We start from the raw sequence: 16695 nt of genomic DNA on the forward strand, positions 1-16695 counted from the left end.
GCCAGGGCCAACTAATAGGCCCTATGCTTTGATTATAAGATTCAAAATCTTTCCAGCTTTGTAAATCACCTTATCAGGTTCTTTGCCAGAAAGTGCAGAATTAACACCGGGCACGGCTTTCGCCGCAGTCAGTGCTTCCTCTTCAGAAGCAGCAACTCCAATTTCGATCGTGCCGCGCATTTTTCCATTCACCTGCACGCCGATTGTCACAGTGTCATCAGCGCAAAGGTTACTATCATAATTCGGCCATGGAGCCAAAGAGCAAAGTCCCCGACCGCCCATTTTTTCCCACAATTCTTCAGCCAAATGCGGAGCAAAAGGCGCCAAGATTTGCGCGAGTGGTTTTAGAGCCAGTTCAGAGCGGCACTCAGCCTTGTAAAGGTCATTTACCAGGATCATCATCGCCGCAATCGCTGTGTTAAAGCTCATCGACTCGATGTCGTCAGTGACTTTTTTTATCGTTTTATGAAGTAATTTCTCAATAGCCGGTGGCAAAGCGTCCTTCGTGGCAACGTACTTGCCGTCGTCAGAAACAACCAGACGGCCTACGCGATCCAAGAAGCGCTTCACACCGTCGATTCCAGTTGGAGACCACGGTTTATCGGCGTTCAAAGGACCCATGAAGCTGATAAACATACGGATCGAGTCAGCCCCGTGAGTTTTTGCGATCTCCTCCGGAGAAATCACGTTTCCACGAGATTTTGACATCTTTTGGCCATCTGGGCCCAAGATCATCCCCTGGTGCGCCAGTTTTTGGAATGGTTCGTCGTGAGTCACAAGACCGCAATCGAAAAGAACCTTCATCCAGAAACGTGAATACAACAAGTGACCCACCGTGTGCTCCGGTCCGCCCACGTAAAGATCCACTGGCATCCAGTACTTTTCAGCCTTTGGATCAAATGGAGCTGCGTCATTGTTAGGATCGATGTAACGAAGGAAATACCAAGAAGAACCAGCGGCGCCTGGCATCGTGTCTGTCTCGCGACGACCGGCCTCGCCATTTTTCCCTTGGTAATTCACCCACTCGTGAATTTTCGCAAGAGGGGCTTCCCCAGTTTCAGATGGCTCATAGTCTGCCACTTCCGGCAACATCACAGGAAGTTCGTTGTAGGGAACTCCCATTTGTTTGCCACCAGCAAGGTTGACGATCGGGAACGGCTCGCCCCAATAACGTTGGCGAGAAAACAACCAGTCACGAAGTTTGTATTGAACTTCGCGAGTACCCAGTTTTCTGTCTTCCAGGTGTGCGATCATTTTGCTGATCGCTTCGTTTTTTGAAAGGCCATTTAGGAAATCAGAATTTACCAATTTTCCGTCGCCTTCGAATGGCAAAGTCTCGCCGCCTTCAAGTACGCGTTTAACTGGTAGATTGAATTTCGTCGCAAACTCGTGATCGCGAGCATCGTGCCCCGGAACCGCCATGATGGCACCTGTTCCATAGTCAGTCAGAACGTAATCAGCAATCCAGATCTCAATTTTTTCACCGCTAATTGGATTGATCGCATGTGCGCCTGTGAATACACCTGTTTTTTCAGTCGTCGCTTTACGCTCAACTTCAGATTTGCGAGAAGTCGCAAGCACATAGTCCTCAACCGCAGAGTGTTGAGGTTGAGTCGTGATTCTTTTAACCAACGGATGTTCCGGAGCCATCACCATGAAAGTCACGCCAAACAAGGTGTCAGGGCGGGTCGTGAAGACTTCAAAAGACAAGTCCGCTTCGTCTTTAACTTTGAAAGTAACGCGTGCGCCTTCGGATTTACCAATCCAATTGCGTTGGCCTTCCTTGGTGCGCTCTGGCCAATCCAATTTATCCAGGTCGTTCAAAAGACGTTCAGCATAATCTGTGATTTTAAGCATCCACTGTTTCATCGGAACACGAATAACCGGGTGACCACCGCGCTCTGACTTACCATCGATAACTTCGTCGTTTGCCAAAACTGTTTTAAGTTCTGGGCACCAGTTCACAGGAACTTCTTTTTGGTAAGCAAGTCCACGCTCGAACAGTTTCAAGAAAATGAATTGAGTCCACTTGTAATATTTAGGCTCGGCCGTGGAAATCTCGCGACTCCAGTCAAAGCTGAATCCGAATGATTGAAGAGTTTTACGGAAGCTCTCGATCGCTTTTTCAGTCGTGATCGCAGGATGAATTCCCGTTTGAATAGCATATTGCTCCGCTGGCAAACCAAATGCATCGTAACCCATCGGATGAAGAACGTTGAAGCCCTTCGCACGTTTGTAGCGAGAAACGATATCACCCGGTGTATAAGAAGCCATGTGCCCAATATGCAAACCCGATCCAGAAGGATAAGGAAACATATCCAACGCATAGTACTTTGGCTTAGAAGAAGTCGCCTCAGCCTTAAAAGCCTCAGCATCCGCCCACTTTTTCTGCCACTTCTTCTCAATCTCACTAAAATTCAAACTCATAAAAACACTCCAAAGAAGTCAATTTAGATCAACCATAACTATCGAAGAACCCTCAACAATTCAACGAGAAACCCGCAATGACCGATACCCCCAGGACTGCACCAATCCTCGAATAAACCTCAGGCATCTTCAACTGCATTTCTCTTAGGTATTTTTAGCCCGAACTGAATCCTATTGAGTCTAATAACTAGTAAATTCGCACCCTCCCCAAATTTCTTGTGGAGCCTGGCGGGTGGGATGGGGGAGCTAGTTGCAAGTTCCGCAGCGAGCCAAAAGTCAGAGTTCAAGAGCCCTTGATTAAATCGAGGGAGGACCTGTCCGAAGCAAATAACTCCCCCATCCCACCCGACAGGCGACCCCACGAAAGCCTAGGGAAAAGGGGGCAAATTTAACCCAGTACATAAGACTGAATTTTGGACTCAACTCGAGCCAGAACTAAACCGAAGAGAACGTCAAAGTTATACTGGTGTGTAGATGAGTGGTTTTGAAACTGGTAGCAATAAACATCCTAAAAGTCGCCGTATCCTTGTGATTGACGACGATCCAGACAGTTTAGAAATACTGTTGGAGCCTCTCCGTTGGGAGGGTTACGATGCGCGTGGTGTGACGACGGAAGGTGAAGCTCACAAGCTGATCGAGTCGTGGATTCCTCACGTCGTTATCTTGGATTGGATGGCACAATCGATGGCGGGCTTGCGTGTGTTACGCGCAATCCGTGAACGTTTGTCACATGTTTCCTGCGTTTTCGTATCTGAAAACTCTCGTCAGTTACTACAAACCTGATGAAGCCAAAGTGGTGGAAATCCTTCCGCCATCCCTTGCTCGTAAAAAGTCAGCCAGCTAGCTTGGCACCCTGTCAGCAGAGCTGATTCATAAGTAATTATTAATTCATTGACTGTTGAGGTGGGATTTATGAAAACCCTCTTATGGTCACTACTTCATCCTTTCAATCAGACAAGGTCCGCAATAAAGCCGCATTGATTTCTGCGATCGCAAGTTTTTTGATTTTTGTGATGAAGGTTGTCGCGTACCGTTTGACGGGATCGGCAGCGGTTCTTTCCGACGCCTTGGAAAGTATTGTGAATGTGGTGGCGTCTTTGGTTGCCCTTTATGTGATCTGGTTTTCTGCGCAGCCAGCCGACCGTGAACATCCTTACGGACACGGCAAAGCTGAATACTTCTCGGCGGCGTTCGAGGGTGGTCTGATATTTTCCGCCGCTATTTTGATTATCTATGAATCGGTTAAGGCGTTGCTTTTTCCTCACCCTCCGCAAAAGTTGGAAATTGGTATCGCTATTGTTTCCGGAGCAGCATTTTTAAATCTTTTATTGGGTTTGTATTTGAAGCGTGTCGGCAGAACTCATCATTCAGAAGCTTTGCAGGCAAGTGGCGCCCACGTTATTTCTGATGTTGTTACCACGGTTGGGGTTATCCTCGGTTTGGGGTTGGTATTGCTCACAGATATTCAGTGGCTTGACCCTGTGATTGCCATTTTAATCGGTTTGCAACTGGCTTACTCGGGATACAATATTGTTCGTGAATCCATGGGTGGTTTGTTGGATGAAATCAGTGAAACATCACTGACGGATTTGTGTGATGCTTTAGAAAAAAACCGTCGTCCTGGCATCATCAATATTCATCAGCTGCGTATCATGCGCAACGGCCGCTTTCACCACGTGGATGCCCATTTGGTGGTGCCGGAATACTGGGATGTTGCCAAAGTTCATAGTGAGTCTCAGGATTTTGAAAAAGCCGTCGTCGCGGATTATATCTTTGACGGGGAACTGGCTTTCCATTTGGACCCTTGTAAAAAATCCTACTGTTCTGAGTGTGATATGCCTGATTGCCCAATTCGTTTGCAGCCGTTCCAGGCACGTCGTCCTTTCACAGTGAAAAGCTTGACCGAAGGGCCCCCAGAGTCTAACTAGTGGGGCATGACAGACGCTCCTATTTCCACTAAACGCAGAATCAATGTAACCACGGATCTTCCTCACCAAACTGACTATACGTTGGCTTTGAACGGTGAGTATTCTCACATCGCATTTGATGAAACGCGCGTTCTTGCGAATAAAGGTAAATGGCGTTCTGACGTTTTCAAAACCGATGCGTCTGTTCCAATGGATTTGGAAGTTGGTACTGGCAACGGAACTCACTTCGCTCACTATGCTCAAAAAAATCCAAATCGTATGGTTGTGGGTTTGGAGCTAAAATATAAACCGTTGATCCAAACAATTCGCCGCGCTGATAAAGCGGGCTGCAGAAACGCTGCTGTGGCTCGTTTCCACGCATTCAATCTGACGGATATTTTTGTTCCTGGTGAAATTGATAATGTGTTCATTCATTTCCCGGATCCATGGACTTCCCCTAAGAAGCCTAAAAATCGTTTTGTACAAAAATTGAATTTGGATATCTTGTTCGATTTGCAAAAACCAGGATCGATCATTGAATTCAAAACAGATTCCTTGGTTTATTTTGACTGGGCGATGGATGAAATCCGTCAGAGCAAATACAATGTCTTGTATGAGACTCGTGACCTGCACAACTCTCCGATTAAGGCAGAAAACTTCGAAACGGCTTTTGAAAAAATCTTTTTACGCGAAGGCATCTTAATCAACTTCGTGCGTTTACAAAAGCCTCACCAATAAGACGCATCGACAGTGATGTCGCCCATGACCTGAGCCTGGCAGCTGATACGGCTGTCAGAGGCGACTTTTTTGGTTTCTCTCAGGAATTTTTCTGTCTCATTCTCGACCGTTAGATTCTCTGCACCCGAAACAATCTGAATACGACATTTTGCGCAAACGCCGTCTCCGGAACAGCTGGAAGCCACGGGGAGCCCGCCATTTAGCAGGGCTTCCATGAGGTTCGCTCCCGTTTCCACCGTCAGGGGAGTTCTATTTTTCTTAAAAGAAATCACAGGCATGTCTCATTGTAGCTGACGCACTCCAAAACAAGCAAAGAAGTAATGAAATGGGTCCTAATTGTGTTAGGCTTTAGGCGTCTATTCTAAGAGGTATTTATGTCTGAAGATCAAAAAGTAGAAAACGTCATCATTATTGGTTCAGGACCTGCGGGTCTAACTTCTGCGGTTTACACGGGTCGTGCAAACTTGGAACCTTTGATGATCGAAGGTGAAGAAGCTGGTGGTCAATTGATGATCACTACTGAAGTTGAAAATTACCCGGGCTTTGAGCACGGTGTAACAGGTCCAGACCTGATCGCCGTGATGAGAAAACAAGCAGAGCGTTTCGGCACTCGCTTTATCACTCGCAATGTAACGAAAGTTGATTTTTCTCAACGTCCATTCAAAGTTTGGATTGGCGAGAAACTTCACTTGGCTAAATCGATCATCATTTCTACAGGTGCAAGCGCTAAGTACTTGGGTTTGCCTTCTGAAAAAACTTATATGAACCGTGGTGTGTCTGCTTGTGCGACTTGCGACGGCGCTTTCTTCCGCAATCAAGAAATTATCGTTGTTGGCGGCGGTGACACAGCAATGGAAGAAGCTCAGTTCCTGACTCGCTTTGCTTCGAAAGTTTACGTGGTTCACAGACGTGACCATTTCCGAGCTTCGAAAATCATGGCTGACAGAACTATGAAGAATCCAAAAATCCAAGTGATCTGGGATTCTGAAGTGACTGAAGTTTTGGGTGACGGTAAATCTATGACAGGTGCCAAAGTTCACAATATCAAAACGGGTGAAACCCAAACTATGAACGTGACTGGTTTGTTCATCGCAATTGGACACAAACCAACGACGGATTTGTTCAAAGGTATCTTGGATATGAATGAAACAGGTTATTTGGTTACTCAACCGAACTCGACCTATACGAATATTCCTGGTGTCTTTGCTGCCGGAGACGTGCAAGATTCAGTATATCGCCAAGCGATCACAGCTGCGGGCACTGGATGTATGGCGGCGATCGACGCTGAACGCTGGTTAGAGTCGGAGTCTCATCACTGAAGTTGGTGAAAATGGCCCATCCGACTGCGTTGTCGGGCTGGGTCCTCTCTCCGACGTGCTTGGAGCACACCTGCGCTGTGGGTCCAACCCTCCGCCTTGCGACTGAACCATTTTGACCAACTTTTATTGCGCGGAGCTTTTTTAAAGGGAATTTATGAAAGACAAAAGAATTAATACCAAGGATTTGGTTAACAAGATTGAGAAGATCACGAAGGCTCGTATTGCGAGTCAGGATGTGGTTGATTTGGATCAATTCCGTGAGGCTAAGAAAAAGCTCGATCCAAAAGTTATCTTGGTTATTGAAGATGACGAAACTATGCGTTCTGCAATGAAAAGAATCCTTGAGAGCGAAGGTTATGTGACGAAGCTTGCAGCTGATGCCACAGAACTTTCTACGGTTTTGGATGATCACCCAGTTGATTTGATTCTTTTGGACGTGGGTCTTCCTTGGGTGAATGGCTTCGAGCTGGCTCAGCTGCTTAAAGAAAACAAAGACCTCAAGAAAATTCCTTTGGTGTTTGTTTCCGGAAAAGCTTCCGAAGAAGACATGAAGCAAGCTTTCGAAATCGGCGCAGACGATTACATTAAGAAACCGTTCGACGTTGATAAGCTTAAGAAGACTGTTGAAACGCTTCTTAAAATGAATCCGTAAACTACAATTCGAATAAAAGTTAGAAAAAGGCCTGCGGAATTCGCGGGCCTTTTTTCTTTGTAAACATGACGTAAACGCGGGCGAATTACACTCGGGAATCGTGGTCCAGATTTGATTCTGGCTCGCTACCGTTTGAATGCTGAACAACATAACCTAATGACTACAAGGAGACATTATGAAGTTAGTGTTCGGTAGTTTATTAGTGGCTGCTATGACGGCAGTTGGTTGTGCTCACACTGAAGTCACAACAATGGAAAACGTTCCCTCTAACAAGCCTGGTATCATTTATCTTAAAGCCGGCGATCGTGCGCCAGCAGGTGCGCCTCAATTGGTTTGGGGTCGTGGCACTGTTAATATCTCTGTGACGGGTGCAAGCCCATCTGGAAGCGCTACAAGTGAAGCAAAAGTAAACCAAGAGATGATCTGGACAGAAACAGAATACTTTACTGATTACCGTGCTGAGTATCAGGAAGTTGTTGTTCCAGGCACTTGTTCTGACTTTCAGTGTACTCAATCTGCAGGTAAGAGTGAATTGTGGGATGCATTCTATTCTGCGAGTGGCGACAGAAAAGCAGCAGCTTTGGATGCAGCTATCTCTGGTATCGGCGAAGTTTCTGCAAAGAATCTAGTGGCTAAAGGTTACTTCAAATCCAAACCAAGATCATGGGCAGAGTTTTCTCGCGAGATCAACATGGCGGCTGATCGCAATGTGATCAAGCGCAGTATTGCGACAATGGTTCTTGAAAACAATCGTTATGAAAATATCACGAAGCTTGGTTATGCAGGAAACACATGTCAGGAAGTAAAAAGATCCTGTGATCTGGTTATCTCTAAACTGGTTCAAGTTCCTTTCCAAAATTCCCGTGACATCCAAAAACGCAGAATTGTTGAGACAAGAACTTTCAATGTCACAGTAAATGTGACAGGCGCTTTGTTGATGCAATCTGAAAAAGATGTGATCACAGTTAAAGTTGATGAAATGGGTAAAGTTGTTGCCGTTGATGGTGAAGGATACAACACCTACGCGATGACGAATTCATCTGCAAACGGTCAGAATGTGGTAGTTGATGTTAAGGCAGTGAATCGTATCTTGCGTCCTTTGCCGAACAACCTGATCCGCCAGGAGTCGTTCGTTCTTGTGGGTGATAAGCCGACGTTCGTTTTAGATGTTGATCCTCAGTTTATCCCGGGAGGTGACGATCCAAATGCGCAACTGGTAATTGATTACACTGTGCAAGTTTGTGAATACGGCTGGACTGGAACTTGTGGCTTTTCATCTTGGAAGAATTTGAAAATGGCGAGCGCCGTAATTACGGGAGCGCGCACGACTCTTCAGATCGAAGTACCTCGTAAAAACAAGTCACAACTTTTGTATCGTGTAACTCGCAAAAACAGTATTTTCTTTGATAGCAAAGGATTGAGCGAAAGAGAATCTGACGAAGTAAAAGCTCCTAAATAAACCTTCCGAAAAGCAAAAAAAAGCCCGGTGATGAGCCGGGCTTTTTCTTTTTAAAGTTGTACTTCTTTGGTGCGTTCAAGAGGGGTCAGCATCAGGTACAGTGCTGGGACCACGAACAAAGTTAACAATGTAGATACGATCGTGCCGCCGATGATCGCAAGACCCATTGGCAGACGAGTCTCCGAACCTATACCTGTTCCGATAATCAACGGAGCCGCAGCTGCAATCGTTGCAACAGATGTCATTAGGATCGGTCTTAAACGCACAGGGCAGGCTTCCAGGATCGCCGAGGCAATGCTTTCTTTGTTGTGCCTGCGAACTTGATTGGTGAATTCCACCAGCAAAATCGAATTCTTTTTCGCAATACCCATTAGCACAATCAACCCGATAAAGCTGAACAGATTCAGGGACACATCAAAGGACCATAGCGCCATCAAAGCTCCGCTTACGCTGAAGGGAAGGGCCACAAGCACTGCGATCGGGTGGATGAATGAGTTGAACTGTACCGCCAGAATCAGATAGGCCACCAAGATACCGATCGCCAAGGCGGAGTAAAGACTTTGGAAGGATTGTGCGAATCCAGCAGAGGCTCCTTCAAGGGCATATGAATATCCTGGGGGAAGGATTTCCTTAGCGATGGTGGCGGTGCGGGCCAGGACCGCCGCCTGAGATTGGCCGGGAGCCAAATTTCCAAATACCGAAATCGCCCTTTGGCGATTCACGCGGCTGATGCTTTGAATAGCACCTTCTTCCTTGATATTTACCAGTTGGGACATTGGAATCAAATTGCCGAAGTTATTTCTGACATACAGTCGTTTGAAATCACTTGGTTTCTGAATTTGGTTTTCGTTAATTTTGAAACGTACATCGTAACGTCGTCCGTCAGCAGTGTAACGACCCTGACGAAGTCCCCCGATGCCTGCTTGTAAAAGCTGGCCCACAGTTTCAATAGAAACTCCGCGATCAGCCATGGCTTTACGATTTGGTGTCAGAATCAGTTCTGGAATCCCCGAGCGGAAATCAGAATCCAAATCCACAGCAAGATTTTCTTTCTCCAAGCGTTCCATTAATTCGATAGATTTATCCTGAAGGACTTTAAGATCAGCACCCCTTAAGTTGATGGCTAAGGGATTCTGACGGCCCGATGAAAGATTTCGAGCGGAAACATCACGCATGGAAATGCGCATGCCTTTGACGGATTTAAATTCTTTGCGCAGTTCATTCATAACCTGCACGTGATTCACTTTGCGGTCTGCTCGCCGAATAAGTGTTACGGGGATAAATGCCTGATTAACGTTGCTGGAACCACCGCCGCCACCAATCGAAGTGACAAAGCCCTGAACATTCGGATTTTTTCGCAAGATATCTTCCAGCAGTTTCGTCATATCGCTGGTTGTCTGTAAGGACGTGCCGGGAGCAGCTTGGGCGTTGATAACGATAAAGTTTTGGTCTTGGGCGGGCACGAACTCCTGACGAACTTTTGTAATCAGGAACATCGATATGGCAAAGAAAATGAAGGAAACAATGACGACTGTGTATTTCCAGTTCAGCGTGACTTTTAAAACCCTTTGATAAGCGTGAGAGAAGTTTTCAAAAACCACATCCAAATAGTGTTCAAGCTTAGAAACTTTCGGTTCGCTGCTTAGGAAGGCAGCAGCACGCATCGGAGTGATCGTGACGGCCTCCAAAAGCGACAGTAATACCGCGGCACTCATAGTGATACCAAATTGGAAAAAGAACTTTCCGATAATTCCATCCATGAACACAACAGGAAGGAAAACCGCCACGACGGCGAGAGTTGCAGCGATAGCGGCAGGTAGAACTTCTTTCGCCCCATCTGAAGCGGCTTTCGCTGAGCCCTTACCCATGCGGTAGTGGCGAATGATGTTTTCCAAAAGCATGATCGCATCGTCGACGACGATCGAAATTGAAAGCGTCAACGCGAGCAGGGTAAAAAGATTTAAGGTGAAGCCCGAGAAATATAGAATCGTAAAGGTTCCGACAATGGAGGTGGGAATAGAAAATAAGATATTGATCGCGGCTGGTATGCTTCCCAGGAATAAAAAGCAAATGACGATGGTGATCAGGGCTGCGACCCAAAGTTTTTCCAAGGTCAAATGCACAGTCGCTTCGGTCGAGCGAGTGTAGTCAACATTTACGCGATAGCTATAACCCTTTGGAAAGCTGTCTTTGATTTCCGCCAGTTTCTTTAAGACGGCGTCCGCCACTTGAACTTCATTGGTGCCCCGTTGCTTGCGGACCTGCATGGCTACTGCTTGGTGTCCTTCAAAGCGGGCAAGACGACGAACATCAGAAAGACCATCTTCCACCCGGGCGACGTCGCGGATAAAGATAGAGCGATCTTGGATGCGTTGACCGCCGCGATTAAGGATTTGAATATCACCAACTTCTTTCACGTTGCTGGCTTCACCCAGCCAGCGGACACGCAATTCGCGGTCTTTCTCGGTGAATTGACCGGCGGCACTTTCCAAGTGCTGACTTGCCAGAGCGGCAACGACGTCATTCACTGTCAAATAGTTCGCTTCAAGCTTGGTGACATCCAGCCAGATGCGCAGATTCCTTTCGCTGAAGCCGCCGATGCTGACTTCGCCGATACCGGGAAGGAAGCGCAATTGATCCAACAGGTAATTGTTGGTCCAGTTCAGCATTTCTTTTAAAGAAGCATCCCCGTAAACAGAGACAATCATGATTGGATCTTCTTCAGGATTTTGTTTTCTGACGACCGCAGGGTCCACACCTTGTGGCAAACGCAATTGGCTTAGGGCTGTTTGTACTTCTTGCAGGACCACATCGACATTGCGATTGATATCAAATTCTAAAGTTACGGTTCCAGCTCCCTGCCGAGCAGAAGAACGCATTTCTTTGATACCTTCGATTGCTAAAAGGCGTTCTTCGATCGGATCGACTAATTCAGCTTCGACAACTTCGGGTGCGGCACCTTCGTAAGTGACAGAGACGCTGACGATGGGAAAGTCTACGTCAGGCAGTTGGCTGATCCCCATGCGGTTTCCGCAGATGGCACCAAAAACAATCAGTGCAAACATGATGACCCAGGCAAAAACGGGACGGCGAATGGAAAGATCAATCAACCCCATGGAATCCTCCGTAAGGTCCTAGCTTCCCTAGGGATTCCCTATAGATCAATCACTTTTACCTTAAAAAAACTTAGGCAATCAAATTGCAACCATCATTCTTCAGAGGAGAATAGGGACCTGAAATGCAATTAAAGGAATTTTGGCTTTCAATTAGAATAGCACTAATTGTCGCTGTCGTTTTGTTAGACAGCGGGCACGCCTTTTCTCAATCCTCATCTTGGTCTTCACAAATGGAAACTGCTCTGCTTCAGGATCAGGGTTTTCAGTCGTGGAAATGGCTGGAGTCGGACTGTGACGACTGTCAAATTATGTTGGTACCAAACTCTGATGAGGTGCAAACTATCCAAGTGCGCCGTTTCATTCAGGCCCTTGCTGTGAATAAGATTGAACTTCAGAAAATGTATAAAGTGAGCGGTGACGAGTACACCTTACTGGCCCAGATGTCTGTGGGTATTTTAGGACGCGAAACTCGCTTTGGAGAAAGTGCGCGGTACAAAGTAAAAGAAACGATGCCTTGGGCCGTGAGCTTAGCGAAAGTTATGCGCTCGGTGACGACAGGTAAAGGGGTTGACCCAAACAGTCGCGGTCTGACGCAGATTAAGTTCTTACCAGCAGCGGTCGTCGAGAAATTTGGAATCACTTCTGAAAACTTGTATATCCCAGAGAATGCTGCGATTGCGACGATGGGTTATTTGATTGAAGCCCTAAAGCAAATGAAAACCAGAATTAAAACATACCATCTAGATCATATTACTCCAGATAAGTATGCTGACTATTTGCCTTATATCTATTTTGGAAGATCAAAAGCTTTAATCGATAAAACAGCTATTCCTGAGCAGAATAGCTATGTGCAAGCTCTAAAAAAATACATGTCGATGATCGATGTCTTTGAAAGACAGCCTTAGTTAGCGACAGTCATTCCCGTGATACATTTCGTGTAAAGACTTGTTCCTGCAAATGGAACTGTACCGTCACGGGTCAGTGTTTTTGAAGTTGCGTCGAAAGTGAAACGTTCAATCCCATTCGCCAAAGTTGTCGATCCATTGGCCACAAAAACTCCGCCACTATTTGAGTCGTAAGTCATCGCAGAGATACCGCGTAGAACGGATGCATTTTCATAGGCCTTCGTTGCGCCAGTAATCGCACCCGTCGTTTCATTCACATCATAAGCATAAATATAGTCTTGAGCGGCCGTACTACTGGAGTAAGAGACCAGCAAGTATCCCGTATTGGCGGTCGTCGTCGAGGGAATATAAACCATCGCTGTTGGGTATGTTGTCGTTGCGGGTGCGGCAACTGCGGTTGTGCAATCTGCGGCGGCCGACCAACCGTTCACATTATTAACGAAGACCACGCGATTGTTGGGTGTCGCGGCGGCATGGGCAAAGATATATTTTGAATTAGAAACGGCCACAACTGCTGTGATCAAGGAATTGTTAGTCGTGCCACAAGAACCACCTGTGGGTGCATTGATAAATGGATTGGCACCGACAGTGACACGTCCTTTGCTGGAACTGATTTTTTCTACGGCAACACTTTTTGAAATCAGCAGACCACCATCTGGTGTCCGAAACATATTGCGAACGATGTGCGCAGCTGTATTCGTCAGAGTCGTACTGTCACTAAAGTAAGTGGAGAATTGGCTGCTCCCTTTCTTTTTAACCAAATCAATCCTGCGAGCATTGCTGGTGGAGTTTTCAACCAAGACTAACAGGTTTGAATCATCTGAGTTTAGAACCGCTTGCGGTCTATCTGTGGAATTCACAGTGTTGTAGTCCATGACGATTTCATCAACCACACCCGTGGATAAATTCAATTTGCTAACAGTGCGTGAAGGTGTTTCTGCTGTAAGACCATTTCCCACATAACAGGTGCCCGAGGTGATATATAAATGAGTTCCTGAGCTTGCCGAGTCTTCAACCTTCGGTTCGCAGGCACTCAGACCAACAGACAGAATCACCATTGAGGAAATAGGAAATAGATTCTTCATGAAATCTCCTTAAACGCGCTTCACTTTGAGATCGGCGAGTTGTTAAGAAATCTTTAATTAAGAATCTTAAATATATTGGATTTTTAACCAGCGGCTTTTTTATTCGCAGCTTGTGCTTTAAGGTAGGACCTAAGTAGGGTGTCGAGTTTTGAAGTCATACCCTCATCTTGTTCGATGAACATTAGTCGCCGAGGATCGGTCATGTCACCAACGATTTTTGCTCTGAAAAGCAGACGACCGCGAGCTGTGTCCTTTTCATAAGGATTCACGATGATCAAATCAAACGGAACATTTAGGAACTCGCGAGGAATTTCTTTTTCCAGCTGCGTACCGCTGATCGAGATGTCTCGAGAGAATGTACGGAAGGATTTGGTTTTTGAAACCAGGATGATTTCAATTTTGAATTCATGACGAGTGTCTTTGCGGCGATCTGAATCTTCGTTGCGAGAATCAGTTTCTTCGTAAACTTTCACTTTCTCAGGAATACCGACTTTATTGATTTTAGAAATATCCAGATCATCACCATTAAAGTCATGGTGATAGTAACCATAGTCGACGGGATTGGAGTTCTTCATGGGCTTACCATCTCGGACTTTAGTAAATAGTCCCGACATTGTAATCATCGTTCCCGAATTGGTTTTTTCTGTTTCCTCTGCGGCAATGACCTGAGTGCTATCTTCACTGGAAGTGTAGTGCTTTTCGGTTTGCTCGCTTTGGTTTGCAGGTTGAGGTGGTTTGGTCATGACGAAATAGCTCTGACCTGACTTCAGGAAATCCTTTACGCAAGTCCAATCGGGCCATCCTGGTGTCCAGATGAAGTATTTAAGATGGTCGTTCTTTTTCAACGACAGCAAAAATACCTGTGCCTGAACCACAGACATTGGCTTGGATTGTTCCTTCTTTTCGGCTTCATAGAAAAGCCAAATTTTCCCCTGAGTCTTCATTACTAAAGTTATCGGTTATTGGGGAACACACTTAAGTAACCTGGACTCACTTTAGTGAACTCAGTGCTCACTCCAAATCCACGAATTTTCTTCGTCTCAGAGTGAGATTCTCAGTCGCACAAATATCAGAAAATTTGTTTCAAAATGTAGGATAAATCCGAATAATTTTTCAGAAATGCTTTTGGTTCGTACTTCATAAGTATGTCGGGAGGGGTGTAGCCAAACTCGATGGCCAGAGACGTTACGCCCGCACGCTGAGCGGAAACCATATCTGGTATACCATCGCCGATCATCACAGTGTTGTGCGGGTGATGGCCTGCAAGTTTCATCATTGTATTCAATGGCAGTGGACTTGGTTTTCTTTCGGTCAAAGTATCTGCTCCAAAGACATTCACCCACGGAAAACGATGCAAACCCAGATGCTGGATGATCAACTTTGCCGGGATTTCGTTTTTGTTGGTGATAATTGCGATCGGGCCTGCATAGCTACCCAGAAAGTTTTCCACTTCGGGATAGATCTGTGTTTTATTCAGCATTTCCTCTTCGTATATTTGCAAAAATTCGGCTTCGAGGTTGATGATCTGTGCCGGCGACAAATTGTCGTTAACGAAAAGATCTGCGAGGAGCTTTTTAAGGCCTTCCCCGATATGCGCGATGATTTCTTTATCACTTAGCGTCTGTTTGCCATGATTTTTCAAAGTGCGGTTGACTGCGACTATGATATCGGGAGCGGAGTCAATCAATGTGCCATCAAGATCAAAAACTAAAAGAGGATTCATGCACCTTATTTAGCCTGTATTTCAGTTATCGCACAATCTCAAAGTCAACGCGGCGGTCAGCGGCGGCTTTGATTTTAGTTCCCGGAATGATTGTATTACTTGCTCCCACGCCGATCGCTTCCACTTTGTTTGCTGGAACACCCTTGGAGATTAGATATCTTCGTACATTTTCGGCTCTTCTTTGCGACAGAAGCATGTTACGAGAATCATCCCCGGTCGCATCGGTAACACCAGTCAGTCGTATGACGTTAAAAGAATTAAGGGACCCGTTAATTTCCGTCGCAATGTGATCTAAGGCATTCTTACTCGCGGGTGTGAGTTCGGCGCTGGCATAGTCAAAACGAATATTTTTTGAAAGAGTTTCATATCGGACACTTTGCCTGAGGTCGTTGCCTGCGTTGCTTAATGCAGATTCGGGTGCTTTTTGTGGACTCGCTTTCACGGGGCGAAGGAGATATTCATCATCACGTTTTGATTTGGAGGAGCAGGAGGCCGTTGCTCCGGCTAAGGCTATGCTTATCAGAAACTGAATCGCCAATTGGGCTCTTTGTTGAGTGACGCCAGAAATCATATGATCCTCCGTGATCAAGTGAGTGCTGCCTGTTTTCAGGCTAAGCTGCAGGATAAGTCGGAGCAAATTAACTTCCTGTTAACTTCTGGATGAAGTCGTGAGAACATTCATCCATGCGTGAATCAGTGCTTTCCAACAAAGAAGAATATCTGGGTGCTCTTTTTAATAAAGAGAATGAGACGAAAAAACTTTCCCGCCAGGCAGCTGAAGAGCTAGGTCTAGCAAGAATTAGCATTTCTCCGGCGGAAGCACAGTTGGCTCACGTCCTGGTGAAAATGCATGGTTGCCGCAAGTTCATAGAGATTGGAACATTGACGGGACTGTCTGCCCAGTATTTTCATGAAGCTTTGCCGGAGGGCGGGGAGTTATGGACTTTAGAGAAAGACCCTGAGCATGCACGTCGTTCGGCGGAAGTGTTTTCTAAAATCGATCAATCGAACAAGAAAATTCATCTGGTGGTCGGTGATGCCCGCGAAGAGTTAGTTAAATTAGAATCGCAAGGTCCATTTGATGGAGTGTTTATCGATGGAAACAAAGCCGCTTATCTGGATTACCTGTTGTGGGCAGAAAAAAACTTACGCAAAGGTGGCTTGGTGCTGGCCGACAATATATTTTTAAGTGGTGCTGTTTGGGGAGAAGCCACAATTCAGAAATTCTCAGAGAAACAGATTCGTATTATGCGTGAATTCAATGAACGTTTGGCGAATCCAGATCTTTACGAGGCGGCTATTGCTCCCACATTTGAAGGATTGTTTGTTGCAATAAAAAAGTAGAACCTTATCTGAAGGAGTGA

Annotated in this window: 15 protein-coding genes; 8 read left to right on the forward strand and 7 right to left on the reverse strand. The window is 45.9% G+C overall.

Translation table 11 applies throughout. The annotated features are described in order from the left end of the window. Positions 1-21 precede the first annotated feature (21 nt). Positions 22-2427 carry a leucine--tRNA ligase gene (gene leuS / locus HW988_RS01815; protein ID WP_181605975.1) on the reverse strand — a complete coding sequence of 802 codons (2406 nt, stop codon included), beginning with the start codon at positions 2425-2427 and terminating at the stop codon, positions 22-24. A 474-nt stretch (positions 2428-2901) separates the two neighbouring features. On the opposite strand from leuS, the gene HW988_RS01820 reads away from it, so the two are divergent. From HW988_RS01820 to HW988_RS01830, 3 genes are all read left to right on the forward strand, one after another. Further along, positions 2902-3210, forward strand: a complete 309-nt coding sequence (locus HW988_RS01820; protein ID WP_255490155.1) for a response regulator transcription factor — start codon at positions 2902-2904, stop codon at positions 3208-3210. Positions 3211-3353: 143 nt separating this feature from the next. After that, the gene (locus tag HW988_RS01825) at positions 3354-4355 is read left to right on the forward strand and encodes a cation diffusion facilitator family transporter (RefSeq protein WP_181605976.1); all 1002 of its coding nucleotides are present in this window, start codon (positions 3354-3356) and stop codon (positions 4353-4355) included. Positions 4356-4361: 6 nt separating this feature from the next. Further along, entirely contained in the window at positions 4362-5072 is a 711-nt protein-coding gene (locus tag HW988_RS01830) for a tRNA (guanosine(46)-N(7))-methyltransferase TrmB (protein ID WP_181605977.1), read from the forward strand. Here the strand turns inward: HW988_RS01830 and HW988_RS01835 are convergent. Continuing rightward, entirely contained in the window at positions 5063-5350 is a 288-nt protein-coding gene (locus tag HW988_RS01835; RefSeq protein ID WP_181605978.1) for a 2Fe-2S iron-sulfur cluster-binding protein, read from the reverse strand. The genes HW988_RS01830 and HW988_RS01835 overlap by 10 nt on opposite strands. A gap of 96 nt (positions 5351-5446) precedes the next feature. On the opposite strand from HW988_RS01835, the gene trxB reads away from it, so the two are divergent. From trxB to HW988_RS01850, 3 genes are all read left to right on the forward strand, one after another. Further along, a complete protein-coding gene (gene trxB, locus HW988_RS01840; RefSeq protein WP_181605979.1) occupies positions 5447-6391 on the forward strand; it encodes a thioredoxin-disulfide reductase in 945 nt (314 codons plus the stop codon). Positions 6392-6545: 154 nt separating this feature from the next. Next, positions 6546-7043 carry a response regulator transcription factor gene (locus tag HW988_RS01845; protein ID WP_088616303.1) on the forward strand — a complete coding sequence of 166 codons (498 nt, stop codon included), beginning with the start codon at positions 6546-6548 and terminating at the stop codon, positions 7041-7043. 175 nt (positions 7044-7218) lie between these two features. Continuing rightward, the gene (locus HW988_RS01850) at positions 7219-8502 is read left to right on the forward strand and encodes a hypothetical protein (protein WP_181605980.1); all 1284 of its coding nucleotides are present in this window, start codon (positions 7219-7221) and stop codon (positions 8500-8502) included. Positions 8503-8552: 50 nt separating this feature from the next. Here HW988_RS01850 and HW988_RS01855 read toward each other — a convergent pair whose 3' ends face one another. Next, positions 8553-11618, reverse strand: a complete 3066-nt coding sequence (locus HW988_RS01855; RefSeq protein ID WP_181605981.1) for an efflux RND transporter permease subunit — start codon at positions 11616-11618, stop codon at positions 8553-8555. Positions 11619-11926: 308 nt separating this feature from the next. On the opposite strand from HW988_RS01855, the gene HW988_RS01860 reads away from it, so the two are divergent. Then, entirely contained in the window at positions 11927-12523 is a 597-nt protein-coding gene (locus tag HW988_RS01860; protein ID WP_181605982.1) for a hypothetical protein, read from the forward strand. Here HW988_RS01860 and HW988_RS01865 read toward each other — a convergent pair. From HW988_RS01865 to HW988_RS01880, 4 genes are all read right to left on the reverse strand, one after another. Next, on the reverse strand, positions 12520-13608 hold the full coding sequence (locus tag HW988_RS01865; RefSeq protein ID WP_181605983.1) for a hypothetical protein: 1089 nt from the start codon (positions 13606-13608) through the stop codon (positions 12520-12522). The two genes, HW988_RS01860 and HW988_RS01865, sit on opposite strands and share 4 nt — an antisense overlap. An 83-nt stretch (positions 13609-13691) precedes the next feature. Beyond that, a complete protein-coding gene (locus tag HW988_RS01870) occupies positions 13692-14552 on the reverse strand; it encodes a PilZ domain-containing protein (RefSeq protein ID WP_181605984.1) in 861 nt (286 codons plus the stop codon). A gap of 125 nt (positions 14553-14677) precedes the next feature. Beyond that, entirely contained in the window at positions 14678-15331 is a 654-nt protein-coding gene (locus tag HW988_RS01875; RefSeq protein WP_181605985.1) for an HAD family hydrolase, read from the reverse strand. Between the two features lie 25 nt (positions 15332-15356). Then, on the reverse strand, positions 15357-15902 hold the full coding sequence (locus tag HW988_RS01880) for an OmpA family protein (protein ID WP_220128786.1): 546 nt from the start codon (positions 15900-15902) through the stop codon (positions 15357-15359). A 113-nt stretch (positions 15903-16015) separates the two neighbouring features. On the opposite strand from HW988_RS01880, the gene HW988_RS01885 reads away from it, so the two are divergent. Then, positions 16016-16675 (forward strand): O-methyltransferase, encoded by a 660-nt coding sequence (locus tag HW988_RS01885; RefSeq protein WP_181605987.1) that lies wholly within the window; start codon positions 16016-16018, stop codon positions 16673-16675. Positions 16676-16695 lie beyond the last annotated feature (20 nt).

It is taken from the genome of Bdellovibrio sp. KM01 (assembly GCF_013752535.1).
In the GTDB taxonomy this organism is placed as follows: Bacteria; Bdellovibrionota; Bdellovibrionia; order Bdellovibrionales; family Bdellovibrionaceae; genus Bdellovibrio.